We start from the raw sequence: 22744 nt of genomic DNA on the forward strand, positions 1-22744 counted from the left end.
CCGGTTCCCGATTGTCGATCCAGTCGTGGGACCTACACGTTCGGGAATCCTCCACCGGGTGAGCAGATCGTACGTCGTGTTCGTCGTGCTCGGGGTCGTCCTCGGCGCGCTCGTGGCGCCGTTCGCGTACGACGCGGCGACGGCGACGGGCGGCACGGTCGCGGTGGTCCCGCTCGAGGGCGCGATCGACGGTCAGTCGGCGGCGGGCGTCTCCGCGATGCTCGCGGAGGCGCGGCAGAACCCCTCCATCGACGCGGTCGTGATCGTCTCCAACAGCGGCGGCGGCGGGGCGGCCGCCAGCGAGGAGCTGTACCTCCAGGCCAAACGCACCGCCGCGGCCAAGCCGCTCGTCGCCAGCGTCGACGCCACCGCCGCCTCGGGCGCGTACTACACCATCGCGCCGGCGGACGCCGTCTACGTCAAGCCCGCCAGCGTCGTCGGCAGCGTCGGCGTGCTCGCGACGCTGCCCCAGGAGCTCGAACCGAACGACGTCGTCGGGACGACCGGGCCGAACAAGCTCTCGGGGGGCGACGAGCGCGAGTTCCTCTACGTGCTCGAGTCGCTCCACCGCGCGTTCGTCGGCGCGGTGATCGCCCAGCGCGGCGAGCGCCTCCAGCTGTCGCGGGCGGAGCTGGAGCAGGCACGCGTCTACTCCGGCGGCCAGGCGGTCGAGGTCGGCCTCGCCGACGACATCGGCGGTCGCGAGGCGGCGATCCGCGAGGCCGCCCGCCGGGCGAACCTCGACACCTACGAGGTGCGGGTGTTGCGCCCGGACAACGGGACGGTGCGGTTCGTCTCCCGCGCGAACTACGTCGCCAGCGCCGCCCCCGACCGGGCGCTGGTGTCGTCCTCGTACCTCCTCGGCGACGGCACCGGCGGGCCGGTGTTCCTGACGCTGGCGCCGATGTACGCCGGGGCGGTCGAGCCGGCGGCGGTCGAGGCGCGGGAGGTCGCCGCGCCGTCGCGTCCCGCGGCGGGGAACGGCTCGACGGGGAGCGCGTCGGCCGGGAACGCGACGGGGAACGCGACCGGCGGCGGCGCCGACGGCCCGCCGGCGGCCCTCTCCCCGGCCCCCGCGGGGGCGACGGGGGTGAGCGATGGCGCTCGGTGACCCCGAGCCGGACCCCGGCGCCGGCGGGGACGGGTGGGCGCCGCGGGTGATCGTGCTCGTCGCCGTCGCCGTCGCGGTGGCGTTCGTCCTCGGCGGGATCCCGGGGCTGCTGTCGGGCGGCGACGCCCCGGCGTCGGTGAACACCTCGGAGTACGCCGTCGACGACTTGAGCACCTCGCAGATCCCCGCCAGCGGCGAGATCGCCGTCCCCGGCGGCGACGCCGAGGGGACGGTCGTGATCGACCGGTCGCACGCCAACCGGTTCACCCGGACGGAGATCCGCCCGCTGTACCAGGCGCTCTCGCGGGCGGGGTACGAGGTCGTGATCCACGACCGCGGCGACCTCGGGCCGGTGCTCGCGAACGCCAGCGCGTTCCTCGTGGTCGACCCCGGACTCGAGTACGACGAGGCCGACGCCGACGCGCTCCGCGGGTTCGCCGACGCCGGCGGGCGAGTGGTCGTGTTGGGCGAGCCCAACCGGATCGTCGTCGGCGGCGGCTTCGGGGGCGTCACCACGTCCGAGCGCCGGAGCGCGCTGGCGAACCTCGCGGCGGAGTTCGATCTGGAGTTCTCGACGGGGTACGTGTACCACCAGGCCGAACACGACGGCTTCTACAAGAACCCGCTCGCCGACCCCGTCGGCGACGCCGCCGGGAGCGGCACGGACGTGGCGCTGTACACCCCGGCGACGGTCCGCTCGACGGGCGACGGCGAGGTCGTCCTCCGGGCGCGCCGCGGCGCCCGCCTGTCGGCCGTCGACGACGTCCGGCCGTACCCGGTGGCCGTCCGCGCGGACAACGTCCTCGCGGTGGGCGACTTCACGTTCGCCACGCCCGGCCGGTACAACGTCGCCGACAACGAGCGGTTCCTCAGCTACGTCGTGGCGTTCATGATCGCGGGCGAGGCGCCGGGCCCGGAGACGGACGACGGCGCGGGAGCCGGCGGGGACGAGCCGACCCCGACCGGTCCCGCCCCGCCGACGGGGACGCCCGCGGGCACCCCGACGCCGAGCGGGACGCCCGTGGGGACGCCGCCGCCGACGGGCACCCCGCCCGGGCCCGGGACGCCGGGGACGTGAGGCGGCGGCCGCGTCCGTCGTCCCTCGCGGTCGGGGCGCCCGCCCGCGGCGACCGGGCACCGTCCCCGCAACCGCGCCGTTTTTGCGCCGAGCGCCCCACGCCGCACACATGACGAAGGCGACCACCGAGGAGACGTCCGAGTTCGGCGAGTGGCCGCTCAAGCGGCTCATGACGGAGGTGTGTGGCTCCGGGCCGAAGTCCGCGGACGACATGACCCCCGCGCAGGCGACCGAGGCCATGCGCCGCATCTTCGCGGGCGAGCCCGACGAGACGACGCTGGGCGCCTTCTGGCTGGCGAACCGCTGGAAGCGCAACACCCCCGACGAGCTGGCGGCGTACGTCGACGAGATGTGCAGTCGCGTGGAGTACGCCGAGCCCGACTGCGACCCCGTCGACTGCGGCGCCAACTACGACGGGAAAGGGGAGACCGCCATCCTCGGCGCCGCCGCGGGCATCGTCGCCGCCGGCGCCGGCACCCCCGTCGTCGTCCACTCGGGCGACCGCGTCCCCACCCAGCAGCAGGACGCGTACAAGCACGTCCTCGACGAGTTGGGCATCGCGACGGAGTTGACGCCGCGCGACTCCGCGGCGATGGTCGACGAGACGGGCTTCGGCTTCTACTACCAGCCGGCGTTCAACCCCGCGGTCCACGACCTGTGGGAGCGCCGCGACATGATGGGCGTGCGGACGTTCGTCAACACCATCGAGACGCTCGCGAACCCCGCCGGGGCGTCCACCCACCTCGGGTCGTTCTACCACCTCGCGTTCGCCAAGAAGGTCGTCGACACGTTCGTCGCCAGCGAGTTCCACGACCTCGACCGCGTCATCATGTTCCAGGGGATGGAGGGGTACGACGACATCCGCCCCGGCTACACCAAAGTCGCGGAGTGGACCGCCGGCGACGGCGGCAGCGAGGGCGACTCGTTCACCGACTTCGAGATCGAGACGCCCGAGTACGGGATGGACTTCGAGGAGGCCGACCTCGAGGTGGACGACGTGGCCGTCGACTCCGCGGCGCTCACCGAGGCGGTCGTCTCGGGCGAGCGCGACGACCACTGGCGCGACGCGGTCGCGCTCAACGCCGCCTTCCGGATCTACGCCCGCGACGACGCCGACAGCCTCGACGAGGGGCTCGAGCAGGCGCGCGCGGCCATCGACGACGGCGCCGCGGCCGCCGTCCTCGAGGACCTGCGCGCGTTCTGAGCGAGCGCGAGCGGGGCGGCTCCTGACGCGAACGGGGAGCGGAGCGACCAGTGAGCCGTCCGGCTCGTCCACGGTTCTCACCGTTGAGACGCGGCGGCGGAGGTTTATCAGCGGTCGGGACGGCCGGGCACGCATGGTCGTGGGACCGGGGAGCCTGTACCAACTGTTCTTCCTCGCGGCCAGCGCCGTCGTCGTCCTGCTGGCCCTCTCCACGTACGTCCTCGGCCGGCTGATCGGGCACGACCGCGCGCTCGGGACGATGCTCGCGCTCGTCGGCGTGTTCACCGGCACCGGCGCGGGGTTCGGACTGCCGCCGTCGGCGGCGGCGCTGCCGCTCGCGCTCGGGTTCGCGTTCCTCTACGTCCCCGTCGGCGTCGGCGGCCTCGTCGCGAAGGGCGTGTCGTCGGCGCCGTGGCGGGAGGTGTGCCGGCTGTTGCTGGGCGGGTGGATGGCCGCGCTCGTCGTCGCCCTCGTCACACAGGCCGCCGGCGCGTCGCTGCCGAGGCTCATCGGCTGGGCCCCCGGGCTGTTCGGCGTCGAGTGGTACGTCGGCTTCCTCGCGTACACGACCGTCCTCGGCGTCGCCGCCGGCGGCTTCACGCTCGTGTTGCTCAAACGCGGCGACGGCGCGGAGGGCCCGTCGCCGCCGGCGGCTGACCGGACGCTACTCGATCTCGTTCTCGTCGTCGTCGAGCCGGATCGCGATGCCGACGAGCGTCTGGCCCGCCGTCACCGTCGCCTCGCGGGCGACCGAGTAGACGATCCCCGAGCGGTCGGCGGTCGCCTCCTGCACCACCTCGTAGGTGGTCGGGTCGTACACCTCGCCGACGTACTTCCCCTCCACCACCTCGTCGCCGATGGCCAGATCCGCGGCCGCGCGGAACAGCCCCGAGTCCTCGGCGGTCACGCGCCCGAGGTGGTTGCGCGCGCGGGTGCCGTCCCACGCGGTCGGCTCGCTCCCGACGTCCGCGGAGTCCGAGGAGTCGCTGCTCCCGTCGACGGGGTCGTCGTCCTCGACCACGCCGGCGTGGCGGAGCGCGCGTTTCGTCCCCGCGACGCCGACCTCGATGGCGTCGTCGACGAGTTCCTTGTTGTGCGCGAGTTCGGGCGTGATACTCGGGATACCCTCCATCGTCGCGGCGACGCGGAGTTTCCCGCCGAAGCCGCGGTCTGCCCACTCGTCGTCGGCGTCCTCGCCGGCCGTCTCGGCCAGCAGGAGCGCCGTGCCGAACGCCTCCGCCAGCGCGCGACACTCGTCGTCACCGCGGAGGTAGACGGTGTGGGTGAGCATGTCCCGGCTCCCGGTGTGGAGGTCGACGATGTAGTCCGCGCTCCCGGCGTACGCCCACAGCGTCGCGGCCATGCGCTCGTGGAGGGTGCCGTCGGGGTCGCCCGGCCAACAGCGGTTCATGTTGGGGTTGACGGAGTCGTACGCCTCCGGCGTCGTGTACGACACCGTGTCGAAGGTGAGCGGGTCGGCGACCGGGACGACGTGCGCCGTCCCCGCGAACGACGCCTCGCGGAGGTCGTCGTGGAGGCGCCGACACACCGCCGCGCCGTTGATCTCGCGGCCGTGTTGGGCCGCTTGGACGTAGACGGTCGGCCCCTCGGCGGCGTCCGCGTCGGTGCCGTCCGGCGTGTACGTGTGGACGGTCGTCTCGATCGCGACGCCGGAGGGGAGCCGCGCGAGCGTGACGCGCTCGGCTTCGTGGTCGGCCATGGTTCACCCTCCCCGCGCGGCGGCTTGTAGCTGTGGCCCGTCGCCCCGCGCCGACGGGAGGACCCGTCCCGCCCCCGAAGCCGAACGACTATCCCCCTCGGCGGCCAGTGTGCGGGTATGAGCGACGACCTGCCGCACGTCACGTTCCACACGACCCACGGCGACATCGAGATCGAACTGTACGCCGACCGCGCCCCGAAGACGGTCGAGAACTTCCTCAACCTCGCGGAGCACGACCCCGCCGCCAGCGAGGACCCCGGCGTCGAGACGACGACGTGGGAGGACCCCGAGAGCGGCGAGATCCGCGGCGACTCGCTGTACCAGGGGATCACGTTCCACCGGATCATCGACGAGTTCATGATCCAGGGCGGGGACCCGACCGGCACCGGCCGCGGCGGCCCCGGCTACGAGTTCGACGACGAGTTCCACGACGACCTCAAGCACGACGACGCGGGCGTGCTGTCGATGGCCAACTCCGGCCCGAACACGAACGGCTCGCAGTTCTTCATCACGCTGGCGCCCCAGCCGCACCTCGACGGGCGCCACGCCGTCTTCGGCAAGGTCGTCGCCGGGATGGACGTCGTCGAGGAGATCGGCGCCGTGCCGACCGGCCGCAACGACCAGCCGCGCGAGGACGTGAAGATCGAGCGCGTCACCGTCGAGCGGTAAGCCGGACCCGCCGCCGCTCCGCGCCGCACCGTCCCCGTGTTACTCGACGACCCGCTCGTACACCCGCGGGTACGCCTGCAGTTTCGTCCGACCGATCAGCGCGTAGCAGTACGCCTCGACGCGGTCGCGCCACAGCGGCCGCTCGTAGCTCCCCGCGAAGCCGACCTCGGCGACGTCGATGTCCTCGCCGGCACGTTCGGTGAGGATCGACAACAGCGGCGCGGGGTCGTTCCCGACGACCCGGCGGAACTCCCGCATCGCCGCCCGCTTCTCGCGGACGACGTGACCCGAGTCGAAGCCGTCGTCCGCGGGGTCGACGACGAGCGCCTCGAGCGCGCGGTCGTGGGCGCGCCGGTTCGTGAGCATCTGTGCGGCCTCGACGGTCTGTACCAGCGTGAGGTCCGACTTCCAGTCGGTGACGACGTGGTCGTTGTCGAAACACCACGTCGCGAGCTTCCGGCGTGCGAGGGTGTACGGGCCGTCCCCGTGTTCCTCGCGGACGGCTTCCAGCCGCTCGCGGATCTCGACGCTGTCGGGGTACTCCTCGATCCCGTCGCGGAAGCGGTCGTTCAGTCGTGCGATCCGGTCCACCGTCGGCTCGCCGCCGTCGCCGATCCGGTCGCGTAGCTGCTCGCGGTAGTGCTCGGCGGTCGCGAGGCGCAGTTCCGCTTGGCGGTTACCTGCGTGGAGCGCCCCGACGTCGTCGGGCTCGTCGTACTCGCGGTCGCTGTCGGGGTCGCGCTCGTGGGCGTCCAGCCGAACGATCACCACCCACCGCTCGATGTCGTGGTACCAGCCGAGGTCGCGCCCGGCGTCGACGACGGGGTAGTCGCCGATGTCCGCGACGAGGTCGTCCGCGCGGTCGCGGATCGCCTCCCCGCGCTCCGCGAGGCGGTCCGGGTCGGCCGCGGGACGACCGAGGCGAGCGAGCGCGATCCCGACGTCCTCGGCGGCGAACTGCATCCCGCCGGTCGCGTAGAACGTCGCCTCGTGGTAGTTGCCGGCGCGGAGTTCCTCGCGGGCGCTCTCCAGCCACCCGCCGGCGCCGCCGAACCGCTCGTCGGTGTCGAGTTCCGCCCACAACTCGCGGCCGCGCTCCACCTCCTTCGCCAGTTCGCCGACGGTGTCGCGAGCGTGCGCCTCGCTCACCGGCGGGTGCCAGCGGTGGTCGGTCGGCTCGGGGAGGTACTTCGACGCCTGGTCGGTGAGCGTGTCGGGCAGGGCGGTCGGCTGTACCGCGCCGACGACGCCCGTCGCGGCGACGAGCGCCGCGCCGGCGCCCGCGAGGAGCGCGCGTCTGCCGACGGTGGGAGGATCCGGGTCGGGGACCATACGCGAGCGATCCTCGCGTGTCGCTGATAGGTCTTCTCCTCCTTCTCCTCAGACGCCCCGGAGGAAGTTCTCGATGACGTCGTGGCCCGCCGCCGTCAGCACCGACTCGGGGTGGAACTGCACCGCCTCGATGGGGTGTTCGCGGTGGCGCACGCCCATCACCAGTTCCTCGCCGTCGTGGTCGGTCGTCGCCGAGACGACGAAGCAGTCGGGCACCTCGGTGGCGACCAGCGAGTGGTAGCGACCCGCCCGGAACCCCTGCTCCAGCCCCGCGAACACGCCCTCGCCGTCGTGGTCGACGGGGAACGCCTTCCCGTGGATCGGTTCCGGCGCGTGGCCGACGGTGCCGCCGTACTCGTACACGGCGGCCTCGAGGCCGAGACAGACGCCCAGCGTCGGGACCTCGGGCGACAGTTCGCGGAGGACGGCCATCGTGACGCCCACGTCGCGCTCGTTCTTCGGGTGGCCCGGGCCCGGCGAGATGACGATCGCGTCCGGGTCGGTGTCGCGCACGTCGGCGAGGCTCGCGGCGTTCTTCAGCACCGTGATCTCGGGCGCCGCGCCGTCGATCCGGAGGTCCGAGACGTACTCCACGAGGTTGTACGTGAACGAGTCGTAGTTGTCGACGACCGTCACCCTCATTCGCCCACCTCCGGCGCCCCGACCGGGTCGGGGGCGTCGCCGTCGCCCTCGCGGATGCGCTCGACGGCGTCGAGCACGCCCGCCATCTTCTGTTCGGTCTCGGCGTACTCGCTGGCGGGGTCGGAGTCGGCGACGATGCCGGCGCCCGCGCGGACGGTCAGGCTGTCCGCGTCGCCGTGCTCCACGGTCGCGGTCCGGATCACGATGGCGAAGTCGGCGTCGCCGGTCCACGAGTAGTAGCCGACGCCGCCGCCGTACACGCCGCGGGGCTCCAGCTCCAGCTCGTCGATCAGCTCCATCGCGCGCACCTTCGGCGCGCCCGTCAGCGTCCCCGCGGGGAACGTCGCCCGCGTCGCGTCGAACGCGTCGGCGTCGGCCGCGAGCGTCCCCGTCACGGTCGACTCGATGTGCTGGACGTGGCTGTACTTCAGGACGTTCATGAACTCCTCGACGCGGACGCTCCCGGCCTCCGAGACCCGGCGCACGTCGTTGCGCGCCAGATCGACCAGCATCGTGTGCTCGGCGCGCTCCTTCCCGTCGGCGAGCAACTCGCCCGCGAGCTTGCGGTCCTCGACGGGCGAGGCGCCGCGGCGGATGGTGCCGGCGATGGGGTTGGAGACGACGCGGTCGCCGTCGACGGAGACGAGCGTCTCCGGGGAGGCGCCCACCACCGAGCGGTCGCCGTGGCGCAGGAGGTACATGTACGGCGAGGGGTTCACCTCGCGCAGCGACGCGTACAGGCCCAGGTCGTCGACCGCGCCCTCGATGGTCCGCGTGCGGGAGATGACGCCCTGGTACACCTCGCCGTCGAGGACGGCCTCCTTCGTCCGGCGGACGGCGGCCTCGTACTCCTCGCGCGGGCCGGCCGTCTCGCGGTCGACGCGGACGCCGCCCGTCGTCGGGGGTCGGCCGCCCGGAGCGTCGCCTGCACGTCTGCGGCCTCCCGGGCGAGCCGGTCGTACACGGCGCCGGGGTCGTCGTCCGCCCCGACGACGGGGGTGAACACCAGCGACACGCTCCCCTCGCGGTCGTCGAACGCGAGCGTCCGGGTCGTGAGGACGAACTCGGCGTCCGGCACCACGGGGTCGGGGCGGTCGACGCCGACCTCGTCGAGCCACAGGTCGTACACCGCGTCGTACGCGAGGAAGCCGACGAAGCCGCCGTCGAGCGTCTGGCGGTCGTTGTCCGGGAAGCCGACGCGCTCGACGTCGGGCAACGCCGTGCGCACGCGGTCGACGGTGTCGCCCGCCTCGGGCCCCGCGAGCCGACGTAGTCGGCGGCGGGGCCGAGTTCGGTCAGGTCGGTGCCCTCGGGGCCGACCGACAGCACCGCCTCGGGGTCGTAGCCGACGAACGAGAAGCGGGCGTGGCGCTCGGCGTCGCCGTCGGCGCCGCCGTCGCTGCGGGCGTCGCCGCGTCGACGCGAACTCGGGGCGAACGCGCCGTCGGGGTCGCTGGAGGCGACCTTCTCGGCGCTCTCCAGCAGGAACGAGTGGTCCGCACGGTCGCTCACGGCGGCGTACGCCGTGAGCGGCTCCACGTCGACGTCTGGCGTCGCCGTCTCGTACACGACGCGAGCGCCGTCGTCGCGGCCGACGAGGTCGACGAACGCCTCCCGGGAGCGCGAGAGGGCGGGGGCGTCGGCCGCGGGGGCGTCGCCGTCCTCGCGACTCACTCGTACACCTCCTCGGCCTCGCCGAGCGCGCGGCCGGCGTTGCGGACGAACCGCGAGACGGCCGCGTGGTCCTTCGCCCCCGGCGAGCGCTCGGTGCCGCTGGCCACGTCGACGGCGAACGGCTCGACGCGCGCGGCGGCGGTCGCGACGTTCTCGGGGGTGAGCCCGCCGGCGAGCACCACCGGCGAGACGAGTTCGCGCACCAACTCGGCGGCGGCGTCCCAGTCGCCGGTCTCGCCGGTGCCGCCGCCGCCGGAGTCGTCCGTGGAGTCGACCAGGAGGGCGTCCGCGGCCCCGTCGAGGTCGCGGGCCCGCCCGGGCTCGTCGTAGTCGACGACCGGGACGACCTTCGTCTCCGTCTCCGCGCGGATGTAGCCGATCTCGTCGGGGGCGAACTCGCCGTGGAGCTGGACCACGTCCGGCGTCGCCGTGCGCACGGCGTCGACGGCGTCCTCGGGCGTCTCGGGCATCGTCACGAGCACCGTCGTCAGGAACGGCGGGGCCGACGAGGCGAGCTCGGCCGCCTGCGCGAGGTCGACCTCCCGGGGGGAGTCGACGGGCACCGACGAGACGACGCCCACGGCGTCGGCGCCGGCGTCGGCGACCGCGCGGAGGTCCGCGCCGTTGGTGACGCCGCAGATCTTCACCCGCACCATCAGCCCTGCAGCGCCGCGAGCTTGTCGGCGGCGTCGCCGTCGTCGATGGCGTTCGCCGCGACCTCGACGCCCGCGGCGAGATCGTCGGCGAGGCCGGCGACGTACACCGCCGCGCCGGCGTTCGCGAGGATCACGTCGCGCTTGGGCCCGGTCACCTCGCCCGTGACGATCCCCTCGAGGTCCGCGGCGTTCGCCTCGGGCGTACCGCCGGCGATGGCGTCGACGGGCGCGGCGTCGAGGCCGAGGTCGTCGGGCGTGAGCGTGAACTCCGTCACCTCGTCGCCGTCGACCTCCGCGACCGTCGTCGGCCCGTGGAGGGAGATCTCGTCCATCCCGTCGCCGTGGACGACGAGGGCGCGCTCCACGTCCATGTGGGTGAGCGCCTCCGCGATCACCGGGACGAGGTCGGGGTCGTACACGCCCAGCACCTGCGCGTCGGCGCCGGCGGGGTTCGTGAGCGGGCCGAGGATGTTGAACACCGTCCGCATCCCCAGCTCCTTGCGCGGGCCGATGACGGCCTTCATGGCCGGGTGGAAGACGGTCGCGAGCATGAACCCGATCCCGTCGCGCTCGATGGCGTCCTCGACGGCCGGCGGCTCCGCGTCCACCTCGACGCCGGCCACCTCCAGTACGTCCGCCGACCCCGACGAGGAGGAGACGGAGTAGTTGCCGTGTTTCGCCACCGTCACGCCCGCGCCCGCGGCGACGATCGCCGACGTGGTCGAGACGTTGATCGTGTCGTAGTCGTCGCCGCCGGTGCCGCAGGTGTCGACGAGCGGCTCCCGGTCGGGGTCGATCGTCCGGGCGGCCGCGCGCATCCCCTGCGCGAAGCCGGCGATCTCCGCCTCCGTCTCGCCTTTCGCGCGCAGCGCCGCCAGCAGCGCGCCGATCTGGGCCTCCGTCGCCCCCTCGAAGACGAGCGTCGACGCCTCCCGGGCCTCGGCGACGCTCAGGTCCTCCCCCTCCGTCACGCGTTCGATGTACTCCTGCATACTCATTGTAAACCACCGATGTCGGTGTCGGTCGTACGATGTACGAATGTGTGCATCGCAATAAGGCTGTCGTGGCGGTGCCGGCGGCTCGCGACGCGGCGGCGCGCGGGAGAACGGCCCTCCGCGCTCGCGGAACCGCTACTCGTCGTCCGCGCCGGCGCTCCCGTCGTCGGTCGGCAGCTCGTCCACCTGGCCGGCGAGGTTGGCGGCGTCGGCGGCGACCGTCTCGTAGTCGACGCCGGCCTCCTCGGCGACGGTGCGCAGGTGCGACGCGAGGAGCGCGAGCGTCTCCAGGCCGGCCTGTTCGCCCTCGCTGCGGCGGGCGGCCGTCGAGTCGACGCGGTCGCCGCGCACGACGCCGACGTGGAGTGCGGTGACGTCGTCGGCGTCGTCGAGGAGGGCGCGGGCGGCGGCGAGTTCGGTCGCGAACGTCGAGTCGGCGTCGTCGCCCGGGTCCGCGGGGTCGGAGTCGTGGCTCACGGACGGCGAGTCGAACGGCGCGAGCAAAAGCGGTCGGGTGTCGCGCGGGCGACGACCGGGGGGACTACTCCTCGGGGCGCGGACGGGCGGTGAACAGCGTCGGGACGATGCTGAACGGCTCGTACACCGACTGGTGGCACGGGCAGTACACCTCGTTGGAGGCGTTGAACTTCACGCCGCCCTCGGCCTTGAAGCCGGGCACGCAGCAGAAGTGCGTACACTTGTTGAGCCACGCCATGACCCCCTGGGAGGTGGACGCCTGCAGCCACGTCTGCACCTGGTCGGTCACGGTGTACGGCTCGCTCTGGTCGGGCGCGCTGGCCTCGCCGTTGGCGGCGAGCTCCTCGATGATCGGCGAGCGCAGCACGTTCACGGGGATGGTGTCCTCGGTGTCCTGCGAGCGCCAGTTGGCGGTCGCGGGCTTGCCCATCCCGGGGACGCCGACGCCGTTACCCCACGTCTCGTAGTCGTCGAACATGTCGACGTTGAGCGCGGCGCCGTCGCTCAGTTCGTCCTGCCACGCGAAGCCGGGCGAGCCGCCGACGTAGAACACGTTGTCGGACTCGTACTGCGGCTGGATGCCCTCGTACGTCTCGACGCCGCAGTACTGGAACCACTCCGAGGAGTACGTCATGCCGCCAAGCTCCATCTCGGCGATGTTGACCTGCTGGCCTTGGACGGTCTCCGTCGACACCTCGGGCCAGACGCCCTGGATGGTGCCGTCGCTCTGGATCTCGATGGGGATCTGCGGCATCCCGCGCGGCGCCGGGCCGGCGGTGTTCTCGATGGCCATGGCCTCGGTCGCCCCGCCACCCCGGCCGGGGGAGGTGGTGACGCTGTTGATGGCGGCCGAGCCGGTGGCCCCCACGCCCGCAAGGGCCGCCCCGCCCACGACGCCCTTGACGAACCGGCGACGGCCGGACTCGCCGGGGTACTTGTCGTCGTCTGCGCTCATACCCGCACGTCGGGGGGCGCTACGCAAAAGCCTGACGAAAGGGCGAACCCGGCCGTCTTCCGTCGGTTCTGTGCCCGTCTCGCCGACCCGCCGCGCGCGACCGCTCCGGGGCCGCCGTCGCGACCCCGCCGGGCGGTTCACGAGCGCTCCGGAGCGGTACACACGGCTCATAGCGAGCTACTTGGGCGTCCCCCCGCCAGAGTCGGGTGGCGAATCGCGTCCGGCCGACGATCGGTTCGCCGGTTCCGTGTCCACTCCCGCGGGCGGCCACAGCCACCGGCCCGCGGGCATCCTACTCGAACAGTCCCCGCCGAGCGGTCGCCGAATCCCTTACTCGTCGCCGAAAGAATTCTCCGCAATATTGCCCCCAACCGGGTTCCTTGTACCCGGGCCGCGTGCATGGGAGTGTATGTCATTCGACGCGCGGGACGTCGGTCGCGACGTCCGCGAACTGGCCGCGCTGCTCGGCGAGGTGTTGGAGCGGCAGACCTCGACGGCCGCGTTCGACGCCGTCGAGGAGGTGCGACGCGACTCGATCGACTACCGACGGGGCGACGCCCCCTCCCGCGACCCGGTTCGCGAGCGGCTCTCCGGCCTCGACCCGGAGACGAAGCGGACCGTCGCGCGGGCGTACGCCGCCTACTTCGAGCTGGTGAACGTCGCCGAGGAGCGCGAACGCGTCCGGGCCGTCCGGCGCGGTCGCGACAGCGGCGACCTCGGCGACGGCCTCGACCGGACCGCCGAGGCGCTGGCCCAGGTCGACGCCGACACCGCCCGGCAGGTGCTCGACGACGTCCGCGTGATCCCGACGTTCACCGCTCACCCGACGGAGGCGCGCCGCAAGACGGTGAAGTCGAAGCTCCGTCGCGTCGCCGAGATCCTCCGCGACCTCGACGAGCGCCGGCTCACCGACGACGAACTCGACACGCTGGAACTCGACCTCGAGTCGGAGGTGGAGACGCTGTGGGCCACGCGGCAGGTCCGTCCGCGGCGGCCGACCCCGACAGACGAGGCGCGCGACGTGCGCTGGTACCTGGAGAACACGCTGTTCGACGTGGCCGCGGAGGCCGAGGAGGCGCTCGCCCAGCGCGTGACGGACGCCCACCCGGACCTGGAGGCGACCGACGCCAGCAGCACCCTCGACTTCCGCTCGTGGGCCGGCTCCGACCGCGACGGCAACCCGTTCGTCACCCCCGAGGTGACGAGCGAGACGCTCGACGCCCAGCGCGAGGCGGTCCTCGGCCGCTACACCGACGCGCTCGCCGACCTCCGGGGGGCGCTCAGTCAGGAGGGCGAGCGCCTCACCCACACCGCCGAGTTCCGCGAGCACGTCGCCGCCGACCGCGACGCGATCCCCTCGGTCGCCGAAGACGCCGACGAGCGCTACCCCGAGGAGCCGTACCGTCGGGCGGTCACGCTCGTCCGGGCCCGCGTGGAGCGCGTCGACGACCTCCGCCCCGGCGGCTACGACGACCCCGAGGAGCTCGCGTCGTCGCTGCGGGCGATCGCGGCCGACCTCCGCGCGAACGGCCACGGGACGACCGCCGCCGAACGGGTCGACCCGCTCGTCCGGCGCGTCGAGACGTTCGGCTTCTCGCTGGCCGCGCTGGACCTCCGCGACCACCGCGAGAACCACACCGAGGCCGTCGGCGACGTCCTCGCGCGCGAGGGGGTCGACTACGACGCGATGGCCGAGGACGAGCGCGTCGCCACGCTCACCGAGTCCATCGCCGGCGACTCGGTCGGCTCGCTCGCCGAGGGCGACGCCCTCTCGGAGACGAGCGAGCGCGTCTGTAGCCGCTTCCGCGCGCTGGGCGACTGGCACCGCGAGTACGGCGCCGACGCCATCGACGCCTACTGCATCTCGATGACCGAGGAGCCCTCCCACGTGCTCGAGGTGCTGTACCTCGCGGACCTGTCGGGCGTCGTCGACCTGCCCGACCACTGCGGCCTCGACGTCGTCCCCCTGTTGGAGACGGCGTCGGCGCTGGCGAACGCCCGCGACATCTTCGACACGCTCGTCAACAACGAGGCGTACGGCGCGGCCCTCGAGGCCCGCGGCGACCTGCAGGAGGTGATGCTCGGCTACTCCGACTCCAACAAGGAGAACGGGCCGCTGGCGGCCGCGTGGGACCTCCACCGGAACGCCCGCCGGCTCGCCGAGGTCGCCGACGATCTGGGCGTCGAACTCCGCCTGTTCCACGGCCGCGGCGGCTCCATCTCGCGGGGCGGCGGCCCGATGAACGAGGCGATGCTCGCGCTGCCGCCGGAGACGGCCACCGGCGAGATCAAGTTCACCGAGCAGGGCGAGGCGATCGCCGAGAAGTTCGCCAACCCCCGCGTCGCCGAGCGCGAACTGGAGCAGATGCTCGACGCGCAGGTGCGCGCCCGCCTCCGCGCCCTCCAGGGCGACGTCCCCGAGGTGCGCGAGGAGTGGACGGCCGCGATGGACGCCGCCGGCGAGGGGGCGCGTGCGGCCTACCAGGACCTGCTGGAGACGGACGGCTTCGTCGAGTTCTTCGAGACGGCGACGCCGATCACGGTGATCGAGGACCTCAACATGGGGTCGCGGCCGGCGTCGCGCTCGGGCGAGCGCACCGTCGAGGACCTCCGCGCCATCCCGTGGGTGTTCTCGTGGACCCAGAGCCGCGCCATCCTCCCCGGCTGGTTCTCCGCGGCGTCGGGGATCGACGCGTACCTCGACGAGGGCGGCGACCTCGACACGCTCCGGGAGATGTACGACGAGTGGCCGTTCTTCCGCACGACGGTCGACCACATCGCGCTGTCGCTGGCGCGCACCGAGTTGGAGATCGCCGCGGAGTACGCCGCCCTCGCCCCCGACCACCTCCGCGCGGAGTTCTTCCCGCGCATCGAGGCGGAGTACGAGCGCGCCGTCGAGCTGGTTCGGGCGATCACCGGCCGCGAGGAACTGGTGCGCCGCGAGTGGCTCGGCGAGAGCCTCGAGCGCCGCAACCCGTACGTCGACCCGCTGAACCTCCTGCAGATCGACCTGCTGTCGCGCACGCACCTCACGGAGGCCGAGGAGCGCGCGCTCCGGCTCACGGTGAAGGGCATCGCCGCCGGGATGAAGAACACGGGGTAGTCGCGCCGGCGGCCCGCCGGCGTGGCCGCGGCCTCACCGTCCGAAGCCGTCGAGCGCGACCCGCACCGCGTCGGCGCCGAACAGGACGACCGCGGCGGCGACCACCACGACCCCGAGCGCCGTCCACAGCGCCGCCGGCGGCGCCGCCACCGTCGCGACCCGGACGAGCGCGCCGCCCAACACCGCGAACAGCACCGCGACCGCCAGTAGCTGCCGGGCACCGGGCCCGACGGCGTCGGTTCGTCCGTCGTCTCCGCTGGAGGATCGGACCATCGTACCCGGAGGGACGGCTCCGACGGGGATAACTATCGGCCTTGTCCGGAGTGAAAGTAATACGCGTCGTCGGCGTCAGGCCTCGGCGTCGTTCCACGGCGCCGCCTCGAAGTCGACGATGCGGTGCTCCCGGCGCACGGCGTCGATCGTCGCGACCTCGTCGGCGGTCAGCTCCAGTTCCGTCGCGGCGAGGTTGTCGCGGATGTGGGCCGCGCTCGTCGCCTTCGGGATGGCGGCGAGTTCGTCGTGGGCGAGCAGCCACGCGATCGACACCTGCGCCGGCGTGGCGTCGTGGGCGTCGGCGATGGCGACGATCTCGTCGATCTCGGCGACCCGGTTGCGCGCGATGGGGCAGTAGGCGACCAGCCAGTGGCCGTCCTCGCGGGCGTACTCGCGCAGCTCGCGCTGCTGGAGCATCGGGTGACACTCCACTTGGTGGGCGAAGACGTCGACGTCGAGGTGCTCGCGCGCCTCGTCCAGTTGGTCCGGCCGGAAGTTCGAGAGGCCGACGCGGTCGACGGTGCCCTCGGCGACGAGGTCGTTCAGCGCGCGGGCGGTCTCGGGCGCGTCGTAGCTGTCGATCGGCCAGTGGACGTACAACAGGTCGATCGAGTCGACCCCGAGGCGAGCGGCCGACTCGTGGGCCGTCGCGTACGCGTCGTCGTAGCCGAGGTTGTCCGTCTTGAGCTTCGTCGCGACGAACAGGTCCGCCGGGTCGCGGCCGGCGGCCTCGATGCCCTCGCGGACGAGCGCCTCGTTCTGGTACCCCTGTGCGGTGTCGATGCAGTCGTAGCCGGCCTCGACGGCCGTGGCGACGCTCTCGACGCACTGCGGGCCGGTGGCTCGTACGTCCCGAGACCGAAGCGGGTGAACTCGGACATACGCGGCCGGTGCCGCGCGGCGACCCTCAAGCCGTCGGTGTCGGCGCGGCGCGCGCGACGGATCGCCGCGGCGCCGACCGCCCGCGGCGCGCCCCGACCCCGTACCCGTGCGGCCCCGATTCTCGACCGGCGAGAATCACGGGCCGGGTGAAAGCGGTCCGTAATAACGGTTCGTGCTAACACTTATCACGACGAGTCGGCACTTCAACTCCGTACAGCATGTTCGAACGGTTCTCACACGGCTACTACCTGGGCGAGATGTACGTCCAGCCGAGAGCGGACGCCGCGGCGGCGATCAAGCGAGCGGACCACGAGCGGGTGAACGAACAGCTCTACGCGGACGAGTCGGGGATCTCCCGACTCGACAACCCGCTCGTGATGAAGGTCGGCACCAAGCACTTCCCGGTCGTCGGCGACGACGACGTGCCCGCCGGGACGCTCGCGCTCCCGGAGACGGCGGTGCCCGACGACCTCAAGCTCCGCCTCCCCGGTCGCAGCGAGGTGTTCCTCGCGAACGCCGAACGCGCCCGCGACCTCATCCGCTACACGGGGTGGGAGGGGGACACCGGCGACCCCGCCGAGTACGCCTGACCGGGGACGGCGCCCGCGCCGGGCCGCCGATCCCGTCCGTTTTTGTCGCTCCCACGCCCCCGGTAGCCCATGCTCGACAGACTCCTCGGCCGCGCCTCGCTCAAGGAGCGCATCGCCGAGTTGGAGCGGGAGCGCGACGACGCCGTCGCGCGGATGGAGGCCGAGGAGGAGCGCCGCGGCGAGGCCGCCCGCAAGCGGCAGGCGGCGGAGAAGCGCGTCAACGAGCTGGAGACGCGCGTCACCGAGTTGGAGGACCGGCTGGAGCGCGCGGAGGCGACCGACGACGCCCCGCCGGAGTTCCGCGGGACGGAGACGCTGCGCCCGGGCCGCCGCGACGAGGTGCTCGCCAGACTCCGGAGCGTCGAGACGGCGCCGGAGGGCGCGCTGTCGGCGTTCGTCCCCGACGGCGGGGCGGTCCCGGAGGCCGTCGCCTCCTCGCTCGACGGCCGCGTGTCGCTCGTGCGCCGGGCGGCGCCGACGCTCGTGTACGTCGACGACGCGGGGCTGGTGGCGTGCGCGCTCGACCCGCCGCTGGCCCCCGACCCGTTCTGCGAGTGGCGCGACGGCTTCCGCGTGGAGGAGTCGTGGTTCCGCCCCGCCGGGCGGTTCGCGTTCGGCCTCGCGCGCTCGGACACGTTCGCCGTCGGCGTGTACGAGGGCGACGAGCGCGTGGACCTGGCGACGGTCCGGACGGACGTGATGGACGAACACGACAAGGGCGGCTTCTCGCAGGCGCGCTACGAGCGCCTCCGCGAGGAACAGATCGACGAACACCTCGACGACTGTCGCGACGTGTTGGCGGACCTGCCGTCGGACCTCGACCGGGTGGTGCTGGTCGGGGAGCGCGGCGTCGTGAAGCGGCTGGCGGAGTACGCCGACCACACCGCCGGCAGCGACGCGACCGGGAAGCCGACGCGGGCGCTGGACGACGCGTTCGACGACTTCTGGACGGCGACGTTGCGGTTGGTGTGAGCCGCCCGGCTCAGCAGCTACAGTAGTACTCGCGGTCGGTGAACTCCCCGGTGAGGTACGTCACCGCGGGCCCGGGGTCGCTCGGGCGGTAGACGCCCGTGGTCAGGCCCCCCTCGCTCGCCTCGAACGCGCCCGACAGGAGGCTCGCCCAGTCGTCGTCACCCAGCACGTCCCAGAAGGCGTCGTCGGTGAGACAGCGTTCGAGGTAGCCCGGGAGGTACACCCAGCGCGCGTCGCGGGGGCCGTCCTCGCGGGCCGCCGCCTCGTACGCGACGCCTGTGGCGTCGGCGTACGCCGCCATCGGGAGGTTCGCGCCGGCGGCGACGGGCATCGAGATCCACTTCCACGGGCGCGTGTTCACGTCGAGGAGGACGTACTCCTCGCGGTCGGCGTCGTACACGAACTCCGACTCGCTGATCCCGTGGTAGCCCGTCTCCTCCAAGACTGTGAGGGCGTGCTCGCGGACTGCCGGCTCCTCGACGCGCTCGACCAGACAGGAAGCCCCGAACTCGGGGTAGCGGACCGCGGCGTTGCCGACGACCGCGAGCGGCTCGCGGTCGGCACCCTCGGGCGGCACGTAGCTCGCGAGCGACGTGTCGGCGCCGACCTCGACGTTCACCTTCTCCTGTGCGAGCACGGTCGCGCCGTACTCGCGCGCCTCCGCGACGACCTCGTCGAACTCCGCGCGGTCGGCGACCTCGATGACGTTCGTCCCGAACGCCTCCTCGAACTTCCGCTTGTGGGCGGGCTTGACGACGAACGGGAACCCGAGCGCCGCGCACACCTCGTCGGCCGGGGTCTCCCCCACCTCGTACGTCTCGGGGTACGGCACCCCGAGTTCCTCGCACAGCGCGTAGAGGTTCGCCTTGTCGAGCACGCGCTCAACGCCGGCGAGGTCCGAGAAGGGGAGGCGCACGCCCGCGGGCTCCGTCTCGGCGAACCCGCGCACCCACTCGTCCATGCAGGCGAACGCGACCGGGTCGTGGTCGACGGCGTCGGCGATGCGCTCCACGTCCGCGCGGAAGCCGTCGGCGTCGTCGAGGGGGTAGGTGACGCGTCCGGCGTAGTCGACGGCGTCGGAGGGGGGCGCGAGCCCGGAGTCGACGCGGTCGAGCGCGATCACGGGCACGTCGTGGGCGGCGAGCGCGCGGGCGACGCTCACCCCGGTGACGTGGGCGTTGGCGACGAGCGCCGGCGGCCGGTCGAACGCGGCGTCGGCGAGCGCGGCCACCAGCCCGTCGGTGTCGTGGAAGGTGTCGGCCATGCGCGCTGCTTCGACCGGGGCGGCTAAAGGCTCCCGTTCGGCGGCGTCGACTGCCGGCGACGCGGACGCGGGGACGGGAGCGGGACGTTGCCGGGAGCCGGCGGCCGACGCGGATCGGCGCCGAGCGCGCCGTTTATCCGGCGTCCGGCCCTCCCCACGTCCATGAGCGACACCGACGACGCGCCGGGCGAGTCCGCCCCCGAGGCGATCCCCGGCCGCCTCCGGAGCGCCGTCCGCGACCACGACGCCGTCGCCGACGCCCCGGAGGACGACGCACTGGTCGTCACCTCGACCCCGTTCGACGGCCGCATCGCGGCCGCGGAGGCCGACGACGGCCGCATCGAGTTCGCCGTCACCGTCACGGTCCCGACGCTCGCGGCCGTGGCCGCCGACGACGTCGCCGACGTGGTCGTCGACGGGTGGCTCGACACCTTCGAGCGCCGGATCGACGCCGTCGGCGACGTGACCGCCGCCGGCCACGACCTCGCGCCGACCGTCGAGCGCGACGGCGACAGCGTGATGGTCGCCGAGTCGATCCGCGACCTGAACGAGCGCCGCGGGCTGGACGACGCGGTCGCGCTCGTCGACTACGTCGAGGGGACGTACGTGCAGGGGGTGATCCCCGGCTACGAGTACGGCGAGCCGGTGTCGGGGCTGATCAGCCGCGCCCGCGCCGCCGGCGGGAGCGACGGCTACTGAGTCGGCGAGCGCGAGAACGGGACCGGGTCGGCGAGTCGCCCGTGTCCGAACCGGTCACCCCATCGCGATGTACGTCTGCGTGTCCTCGACGCCGGTGATCCCCTGGATGCCGTCGGCGGCGACGCGCTTCACGTCCGTGGGGGCCTCGACGTCCACCTTCACGACGAAGTCCATGTCGCCGGCGACGATGTGGACCTCGTCGACGCCCTCCAGCCCGAGGATCCCGTCGCGGATTCGGTCGGCGTCGCCTGAGGCGGCCTTCACCATCACGTAGGCGACGACCATTCAGGCCCCACCCCCCGTTCCCGCGGCGGACGCGAGCGTCCCCGCGGGGTCGTCGCCCACGAGCAGTTGGCGCACGTCGTCGAGCACCTCGAAGTCCGCGAGGACGGCGACGCGGTCGCCCGCCTCCAGCGAGTCGTCCGGGAACGGGATCCGCATCGGCTGGTCGCGCTTGCCGAACGCGAGCAGGCGCGCCTGCGAGGGGAGCCGGACCTCGCTGAGGGTGTAGCCGCGCATCGGGGACTCGTCGGTGATGGTGAACAACAGCACCTGGAGGTTCTCGGCGATGTCGGCGATCGCGCGGATGTTCCCGCCGAGCAGCGCGTTCTTGGCGCCGATCGCGCCGAGGCGCTCGGGGTAGACGACCTCGTCGACCTCGTCGGCGTACTTCTGGTAGATCTCCTCGCGGTAGTCCTCGTCGATACGCATCACGGTGCGGCAGCCGTGGTGGTTCGCGATCATGCACGCCGCGAAGTTCACGTTCAGGTCGCCCGTGAGCGCGCCGACCGCGTCCGCTCGCTCGACGGCCGCCTTCGCCAACACGTCCTCGTGGGAGCCGTCGCCCTCGACGACGCTGAACCCCGCGTTCCGGGCTCGGCTCGCGCGGTCCGGGTCGCGCTCGACGACGGTCACGTCGTGACCCTCCTCGCGGAGCACCCGCGCCGTGCGTAGCCCGACACGTCCCGCACCGATGACGATGAAGCGCATGTGCTACCAATTGGCATGGGAGAATATAACGGTACCTCCGTCCGGAGCAAGGGTTTTGTGCTTGCTACTCGTTGGCATACGTCATGGTTCACGCGTTCGTGATGGTGAAGGTGGGCGGGGACGCGGACACGCCGGGCGTCGCGGACACCATCTCGGGGATCGAGACGGTGACGGAGGCGCACGTCGTCGCCGGCGACTTCGACGTCGTCGCGGAGGTGGACGCGCCGGACATGTACACCGTCCTCGACACCGTCGCCGACGCGGTCCGCGGCGTCGAGGGCGTCACCGACACCCGGACGTACGTGTCGATGACCGCCTGAGGCGGCGGGGGCCGGCCGCCCCGCGCTACCGCTCCAACTCGTACGTCTCGGGGTGCTCGTCGGCGACCCGCCGGGCCGCCTCGCGCTGGCGCCGGACGTCCGCCGGGAGCGACTCGGACAGGGAGTCGAACATCTCCTCGGGCTCGGGGCGGGGGACGTCCTCGGCCGTCTCGACGGCGTCGGCCAACTCCTCGTTCGCGTCCTCCGTGGCGGCCTCGAGGAAGTCGCCGTCGACGACCCCCTGTGCCTCGCACCACTCGGCGAAGCGGTCCAGCGGGTCGCGCAGGCGCCACTCGGGGAGGTCCGGCTCGCCGTCGCGGTACTGGCTCGGGTCGTCGGCGGTGGTGTGGGCGCCGCGGCGGTAGGTGAGCGCCTCCACGAGCACCGGCTCGCCGTCGCGGGCGCTGGCGAGCGCGTCCGCGACGACCGCGCGGACGGCCAGCGGGTCGTTGCCGTCCACCTGCACGCCGTCGATGCCGTAGGCGTCGGCCTTGATCGCGATGGAGTCGCTGGCGGTCTGGCGCTCGCGGGGCAACGAGATGGCCCAGCCGTTGTTCTCACAGAAGAACACGGTCGGCGCGTCGAACACGCCCGCGAAGTTCAGCCCCTCGTGGAAGTCGCCCTCGGAGGTGGCGCCGTCGCCGAAGCAGACGAGCGCGGCCCAGTCCTCGTCGGCGTAGTTCGCCGCCATCCCCGCGCCGGCGGCGTGGGGGATCTGGCTGGCGATGGGGACCGCCTGCGGGAAGACGGGCACGTCGTGGTCGGAGTGGTACTCCGCGAACCCGCGGCGAAAGAGGAGGATGTCGCTCATCGGGACGCCGCGGGCGATCTGGAGGGCGTTCGAGCGGTAGGTGGGGAACAGGTGGTCGTCGTCGCGCATCGCGTGGGCGGCGCCGACCTGCGCGGCCTCCTGCCCCTCGTACGGCGGGTAGCCGCTCATCCAGCCGCGGCGCTGGAGGGCGAGCGCGCGCTCGTCGAACCGGCGGGTGCGTACGATGTCCCGCAGCGCCGCCCGCGCGTCGTCGGCGTCGAAGCGGGTGTCGTCGAGGTCGCGCTCCCCGACGATCCGCGTCACGTCGTCGCTCATGGCTCGCCACTCCCGTCGCATCCGGCATAAATTGCGGCGGGACGCCGACGG

The 22744-nt window shown here is 73.0% G+C and carries 22 protein-coding genes and 2 pseudogenes; 9 read left to right on the forward strand and 15 right to left on the reverse strand.

The window, feature by feature from the left end:
* The first annotated feature begins 58 nt into the window (after positions 1-58).
* From P0R35_RS14675 to P0R35_RS14685, 3 genes are all read left to right on the forward strand, one after another.
* On the forward strand, positions 59-1111 hold the full coding sequence (locus tag P0R35_RS14675; protein WP_284013155.1) for a S49 family peptidase: 1053 nt from the start codon (positions 59-61) through the stop codon (positions 1109-1111).
* Positions 1098-2189, forward strand: a complete 1092-nt coding sequence (locus P0R35_RS14680) for a DUF4350 domain-containing protein (protein ID WP_284013156.1) — start codon at positions 1098-1100, stop codon at positions 2187-2189. The genes P0R35_RS14675 and P0R35_RS14680 overlap by 14 nt, the downstream gene beginning before the upstream one ends.
* Before the next feature lie 109 nt (positions 2190-2298).
* Complete coding sequence (locus P0R35_RS14685; RefSeq protein ID WP_284013157.1) at positions 2299-3393, forward strand: anthranilate phosphoribosyltransferase; 1095 nt, start codon at positions 2299-2301, stop codon at positions 3391-3393.
* 357 nt (positions 3394-3750) lie between these two features.
* Here P0R35_RS14685 and P0R35_RS14690 read toward each other — a convergent pair whose 3' ends face one another.
* Together P0R35_RS14690 and P0R35_RS14695 are read right to left on the reverse strand one after the other, a co-directional pair.
* Positions 3751-4008, reverse strand: coding sequence for a hypothetical protein (locus tag P0R35_RS14690; RefSeq protein WP_284013158.1), 258 nt, complete (start codon positions 4006-4008; stop codon positions 3751-3753).
* 49 nt (positions 4009-4057) lie between these two features.
* Positions 4058-5113, reverse strand: a complete 1056-nt coding sequence (locus tag P0R35_RS14695; RefSeq protein ID WP_284013159.1) for a succinylglutamate desuccinylase/aspartoacylase family protein — start codon at positions 5111-5113, stop codon at positions 4058-4060.
* A gap of 117 nt (positions 5114-5230) precedes the next feature.
* Between P0R35_RS14695 and P0R35_RS14700 the strand changes: the two genes are divergently transcribed.
* The gene (locus tag P0R35_RS14700; protein WP_284013160.1) at positions 5231-5782 is read left to right on the forward strand and encodes a peptidylprolyl isomerase; all 552 of its coding nucleotides are present in this window, start codon (positions 5231-5233) and stop codon (positions 5780-5782) included.
* 39 nt (positions 5783-5821) lie between these two features.
* Here the strand turns inward: P0R35_RS14700 and P0R35_RS14705 are convergent, their stop codons facing one another.
* The 7 genes and pseudogenes from P0R35_RS14705 to P0R35_RS14735 all read right to left on the reverse strand — a co-directional run bounded on the left by P0R35_RS14705 (position 5822) and on the right by P0R35_RS14735 (position 12513).
* Complete coding sequence (locus P0R35_RS14705) at positions 5822-7114, reverse strand: hypothetical protein (protein ID WP_284013161.1); 1293 nt, start codon at positions 7112-7114, stop codon at positions 5822-5824.
* A 48-nt stretch (positions 7115-7162) separates the two neighbouring features.
* A complete protein-coding gene (gene trpG / locus P0R35_RS14710) occupies positions 7163-7756 on the reverse strand; it encodes an anthranilate synthase component II (RefSeq protein WP_284013162.1) in 594 nt (197 codons plus the stop codon).
* Positions 7753-9430 (reverse strand): annotated as a pseudogene (gene trpE / locus P0R35_RS14715) (anthranilate synthase component I). The gene trpG and the pseudogene trpE overlap by 4 nt, the downstream one beginning before the upstream one ends.
* Positions 9427-10086: a phosphoribosylanthranilate isomerase gene (locus tag P0R35_RS14720; RefSeq protein WP_284013163.1), complete on the reverse strand. Its 660-nt coding sequence runs from the start codon at positions 10084-10086 to the stop codon at positions 9427-9429. Before P0R35_RS14720 ends, trpE begins: the two are co-directional and overlap by 4 nt.
* Complete coding sequence (trpD, locus tag P0R35_RS14725) at positions 10086-11078, reverse strand: anthranilate phosphoribosyltransferase (protein ID WP_432765053.1); 993 nt, start codon at positions 11076-11078, stop codon at positions 10086-10088. The genes P0R35_RS14720 and trpD overlap by 1 nt, the downstream gene beginning before the upstream one ends.
* A 138-nt stretch (positions 11079-11216) precedes the next feature.
* Positions 11217-11558: a DUF8113 family protein gene (locus tag P0R35_RS14730; protein WP_284013165.1), complete on the reverse strand. Its 342-nt coding sequence runs from the start codon at positions 11556-11558 to the stop codon at positions 11217-11219.
* A 64-nt stretch (positions 11559-11622) separates the two neighbouring features.
* Complete coding sequence (locus P0R35_RS14735; protein ID WP_284013166.1) at positions 11623-12513, reverse strand: Rieske (2Fe-2S) protein; 891 nt, start codon at positions 12511-12513, stop codon at positions 11623-11625.
* A gap of 409 nt (positions 12514-12922) precedes the next feature.
* On the opposite strand from P0R35_RS14735, the gene P0R35_RS14740 reads away from it, so the two are divergent.
* Positions 12923-15616, forward strand: coding sequence for a phosphoenolpyruvate carboxylase (locus P0R35_RS14740; RefSeq protein ID WP_284013167.1), 2694 nt, complete (start codon positions 12923-12925; stop codon positions 15614-15616).
* Between the two features lie 33 nt (positions 15617-15649).
* Here P0R35_RS14740 and P0R35_RS14745 read toward each other — a convergent pair whose 3' ends face one another.
* Together P0R35_RS14745 and P0R35_RS14750 are read right to left on the reverse strand one after the other, a co-directional pair.
* Positions 15650-15889 carry a hypothetical protein gene (locus P0R35_RS14745; RefSeq protein WP_284013168.1) on the reverse strand — a complete coding sequence of 80 codons (240 nt, stop codon included), beginning with the start codon at positions 15887-15889 and terminating at the stop codon, positions 15650-15652.
* Positions 15890-15964: 75 nt separating this feature from the next.
* Positions 15965-16770: pseudogene (locus P0R35_RS14750) on the reverse strand (aldo/keto reductase).
* Between the two features lie 219 nt (positions 16771-16989).
* On the opposite strand from P0R35_RS14750, the gene P0R35_RS14755 reads away from it, so the two are divergent.
* On the forward strand, positions 16990-17361 hold the full coding sequence (locus P0R35_RS14755; protein WP_284013169.1) for a DUF5802 family protein: 372 nt from the start codon (positions 16990-16992) through the stop codon (positions 17359-17361).
* Positions 17362-17430: 69 nt separating this feature from the next.
* Complete coding sequence (locus tag P0R35_RS14760) at positions 17431-18333, forward strand: Vms1/Ankzf1 family peptidyl-tRNA hydrolase (RefSeq protein ID WP_284013170.1); 903 nt, start codon at positions 17431-17433, stop codon at positions 18331-18333.
* Between the two features lie 10 nt (positions 18334-18343).
* Here the strand turns inward: P0R35_RS14760 and P0R35_RS14765 are convergent, their stop codons facing one another.
* Entirely contained in the window at positions 18344-19597 is a 1254-nt protein-coding gene (locus tag P0R35_RS14765; protein WP_284013171.1) for a carboxylate--amine ligase, read from the reverse strand.
* A gap of 162 nt (positions 19598-19759) precedes the next feature.
* Between P0R35_RS14765 and P0R35_RS14770 the strand changes: the two genes are divergently transcribed.
* Positions 19760-20296, forward strand: coding sequence for a DUF5813 family protein (locus P0R35_RS14770; RefSeq protein WP_284013172.1), 537 nt, complete (start codon positions 19760-19762; stop codon positions 20294-20296).
* Between the two features lie 54 nt (positions 20297-20350).
* Here P0R35_RS14770 and P0R35_RS14775 read toward each other — a convergent pair whose 3' ends face one another.
* Both P0R35_RS14775 and P0R35_RS14780 read right to left on the reverse strand, forming a co-directional pair.
* Positions 20351-20581, reverse strand: a complete 231-nt coding sequence (locus tag P0R35_RS14775; RefSeq protein ID WP_284013173.1) for an Lrp/AsnC family transcriptional regulator — start codon at positions 20579-20581, stop codon at positions 20351-20353.
* The gene (locus P0R35_RS14780) at positions 20582-21286 is read right to left on the reverse strand and encodes a potassium channel family protein (protein ID WP_284013174.1); all 705 of its coding nucleotides are present in this window, start codon (positions 21284-21286) and stop codon (positions 20582-20584) included. It lies immediately after the preceding gene.
* Between the two features lie 83 nt (positions 21287-21369).
* Between P0R35_RS14780 and P0R35_RS14785 the strand changes: the two genes are divergently transcribed.
* Positions 21370-21606 (forward strand): Lrp/AsnC family transcriptional regulator, encoded by a 237-nt coding sequence (locus tag P0R35_RS14785; RefSeq protein WP_284013175.1) that lies wholly within the window; start codon positions 21370-21372, stop codon positions 21604-21606.
* 25 nt (positions 21607-21631) lie between these two features.
* Here P0R35_RS14785 and P0R35_RS14790 read toward each other — a convergent pair whose 3' ends face one another.
* A complete protein-coding gene (locus P0R35_RS14790) occupies positions 21632-22681 on the reverse strand; it encodes a thiamine pyrophosphate-dependent enzyme (protein WP_284014658.1) in 1050 nt (349 codons plus the stop codon).
* Positions 22682-22744: the final 63 nt, after the last annotated feature.

Origin of the sequence: Halobaculum litoreum, assembly GCF_030127125.1 — an archaeon.
GTDB classification, from domain to species: Archaea; Halobacteriota; Halobacteria; order Halobacteriales; family Haloferacaceae; genus Halobaculum; species Halobaculum litoreum.

Coding starts and splice junctions, on each gene's coding strand:
- P0R35_RS14680 (WP_284013156.1), top strand. CDS start 1,098: ATGGCGCTCGGTGACCCCGAGCCGGACCCCGGCGCCGGCGGGGACGGG.
- P0R35_RS14685 (WP_284013157.1), top strand. CDS start 2,299: ATGACGAAGGCGACCACCGAGGAGACGTCCGAGTTCGGCGAGTGGCCG.
- P0R35_RS14695 (WP_284013159.1), bottom strand. CDS start 5,113: ATGGCCGACCACGAAGCCGAGCGCGTCACGCTCGCGCGGCTCCCCTCC.
- P0R35_RS14700 (WP_284013160.1), top strand. CDS start 5,231: ATGAGCGACGACCTGCCGCACGTCACGTTCCACACGACCCACGGCGAC.
- P0R35_RS14705 (WP_284013161.1), bottom strand. CDS start 7,114: ATGGTCCCCGACCCGGATCCTCCCACCGTCGGCAGACGCGCGCTCCTC.
- trpG (WP_284013162.1), bottom strand. CDS start 7,756: ATGAGGGTGACGGTCGTCGACAACTACGACTCGTTCACGTACAACCTC.
- P0R35_RS14720 (WP_284013163.1), bottom strand. CDS start 10,086: ATGGTGCGGGTGAAGATCTGCGGCGTCACCAACGGCGCGGACCTCCGC.
- trpD (WP_432765053.1), bottom strand. CDS start 11,078: ATGCAGGAGTACATCGAACGCGTGACGGAGGGGGAGGACCTGAGCGTC.
- P0R35_RS14735 (WP_284013166.1), bottom strand. CDS start 12,513: ATGAGCGCAGACGACGACAAGTACCCCGGCGAGTCCGGCCGTCGCCGG.
- P0R35_RS14740 (WP_284013167.1), top strand. CDS start 12,923: ATGTCATTCGACGCGCGGGACGTCGGTCGCGACGTCCGCGAACTGGCC.
- P0R35_RS14745 (WP_284013168.1), bottom strand. CDS start 15,889: ATGGTCCGATCCTCCAGCGGAGACGACGGACGAACCGACGCCGTCGGG.
- P0R35_RS14755 (WP_284013169.1), top strand. CDS start 16,990: ATGTTCGAACGGTTCTCACACGGCTACTACCTGGGCGAGATGTACGTC.
- P0R35_RS14760 (WP_284013170.1), top strand. CDS start 17,431: ATGCTCGACAGACTCCTCGGCCGCGCCTCGCTCAAGGAGCGCATCGCC.
- P0R35_RS14765 (WP_284013171.1), bottom strand. CDS start 19,597: ATGGCCGACACCTTCCACGACACCGACGGGCTGGTGGCCGCGCTCGCC.
- P0R35_RS14770 (WP_284013172.1), top strand. CDS start 19,760: ATGAGCGACACCGACGACGCGCCGGGCGAGTCCGCCCCCGAGGCGATC.
- P0R35_RS14775 (WP_284013173.1), bottom strand. CDS start 20,581: ATGGTCGTCGCCTACGTGATGGTGAAGGCCGCCTCAGGCGACGCCGAC.
- P0R35_RS14780 (WP_284013174.1), bottom strand. CDS start 21,286: ATGCGCTTCATCGTCATCGGTGCGGGACGTGTCGGGCTACGCACGGCG.
- P0R35_RS14785 (WP_284013175.1), top strand. CDS start 21,370: ATGGTTCACGCGTTCGTGATGGTGAAGGTGGGCGGGGACGCGGACACG.